The organism is Vibrio sp. Vb1574, from assembly GCF_033338675.1.
In genome coordinates, this window is the sequence record NZ_JAWOTC010000108.1 from 1 (window position 1) to 1,954 (window position 1,954).

Here is a 1,954-nt window from a genome sequence, read left to right on the forward strand (position 1 = left end):
GGGATTCGTAACCTGGCTTTGCAACGTGGCTACTTCAATGGTGACTTTAAGCTCAACAAGCTGGAAGTGATCCCTGAATTGAATGAAGCCAATGTGCGTTTGCACTACGACAGCGGTATTCGCTATCACTTTGGTCCGGTAGAAATTACGGGAAGCCAGATCTGGGAAAACCGTGTTGAGTCGATGCGACCTTTTGAAATTGGCGAACCTTATCTTGTCTCTGATGTGGGTGAATACAACCAAAACCTATCTAACACCGATTGGTTCTCCTCCGTGTTTGTTGAGCCTGACTTAAGCAAGCTTGAAGATGGGCGCGAGCTGCCGATTAAAGTCTCGTTAGCGCCTGCTGCGAAAAACCAAATTGAAACCGGTATTGGTTACTCCACCGATACGGGTGTGCGCGGCACTTTAAAATGGAAAAAACCATGGGTAAGTGCACGCGGTCATAGCTTTAATACGGCGCTTTCTCTCTCCAAACCAGAACAAACCATCACCGCCGGTTACAAGATTCCATTAGACGACGTCTTACGTGAATACTATCAATTGCAATTTGGTCTGAAGCATTTGGACAACCGTGATACTGAGAGTTTGGAATCAAACCTTGCGGTAGAAAGACACTGGTTAACCGACGGTGGTTGGCACAAAACCGTGTACGTTCGTCACTTGTACGAAAACTTCTCGCAAGGTTTGCAAGATGATGGCGTGCAGTTTGTGCTTCCAGGGGCAACCTTTTCGCGTACTCGTGTCCGTGGTGGCAGTATGCCAATGTGGGGCGATAAGCAAAGCGTAACGGTTGAATACGGCGATCCGGCGCTACTGTCTGAAACGCGCGTATTGCGTCTGCTTGGGCGATCTTCGTGGATTCGTGGCATCGGCGAAAACCATCGTGGTTTGTTCCGTCTCGAAGGGGGGGCTAATATCACGGAGGAATTTGAAAAGCTTTCGCCATCGTTGCGTTTCTTTGCTGGTGGTGACAACAACATCCGTGGTTATGGCTATGAATCCATCTCACCTGTCGATGAAAGTGGCGCATTAACGGGTGCGAAATACATCTTAAGCAGCACCTTAGAGTATCAATATCGTGTTTACGGCAACTGGTGGGCCGCAACATTCTACGATATTGGTGATGCATTTAATGACACACCTGAATGGAAATCTGGTGCTGGGGTTGGTATTCGATGGGCTTCACCTGTGGGACCGGTAAGCTTCGACTTTGCGTGGGGGCTGGATGAAAAGCCAAACAACGAATTCCGCATCCACTTCTCTTTGGGGCCTGAGCTATGATCAAAAAGATGTTTAAGTGGACCAAGTGGTTATCACTAAGTTTGATTGGTCTGCTGTTGTTAATCACTATTTTTGTCGCTACGGTACTGTTTACCCATCCAGGGTTGAAGCTGGCGATTTGGGGCGCAGAGAAAGCCTTACCTCAACTCAAAGTCGAGAGCATTCAAGGCTCGCTATTCCCTCGTTTTGCACTGCAAAATGTCAGCTTTGTTGATGAGTCTTTACATATTGATGCGAAAGTCGAGCGCCTTGCGTTGGCGATTAACTTCCGCTGTTTCTTTGACCCAAAAGTGTGTGTTGATGAACTGGCGCTGCAAGGTGTTAACTTCCAAATGCCAGAATTGCCACCTGCCAGTGAAGAGCCTGAAGAAGAAACACCACCGCTGCGTTCTATCAGCACGCCAGTGCCAATTTTTGTCAATAAAGTCAGCTTTAATGACATCAACGTCAATGTGTTAGGCAATCAGATTGATTGGCAAACGTTCTCGACCGCTTTGTCGATGCAGGGCGATCGTTTGGTGATCGCACCAACCGCATTGAAAGACATCAATGTTGCGCTCGCACCAAGTGAAGCTGAACCTGAAGCGGCTGCCGAGGAGCCGAAAGAAACTGACGCTACGCCGCAAGATATTGTGTTACCAGAAGTATGGATTCCACTGACGGTGGAAGC

The 1,954-nt window shown here is 48.2% G+C and carries 1 protein-coding gene and 1 pseudogene; both read left to right on the forward strand.

Going from position 1 to position 1,954, the window contains the following annotated elements; all coding sequences use genetic code 11:
* Positions 1-1,284, forward strand: a 1,284-nt coding sequence (locus tag R7O12_RS23895) for an autotransporter assembly complex family protein (protein ID WP_318126520.1), incomplete at its 5' end; no start/stop codon positions are given.
* Positions 1,281-1,954, forward strand: a pseudogene (locus tag R7O12_RS23900) (translocation/assembly module TamB); the annotation flags it as partial. The gene R7O12_RS23895 and the pseudogene R7O12_RS23900, both read left to right, overlap by 4 nt.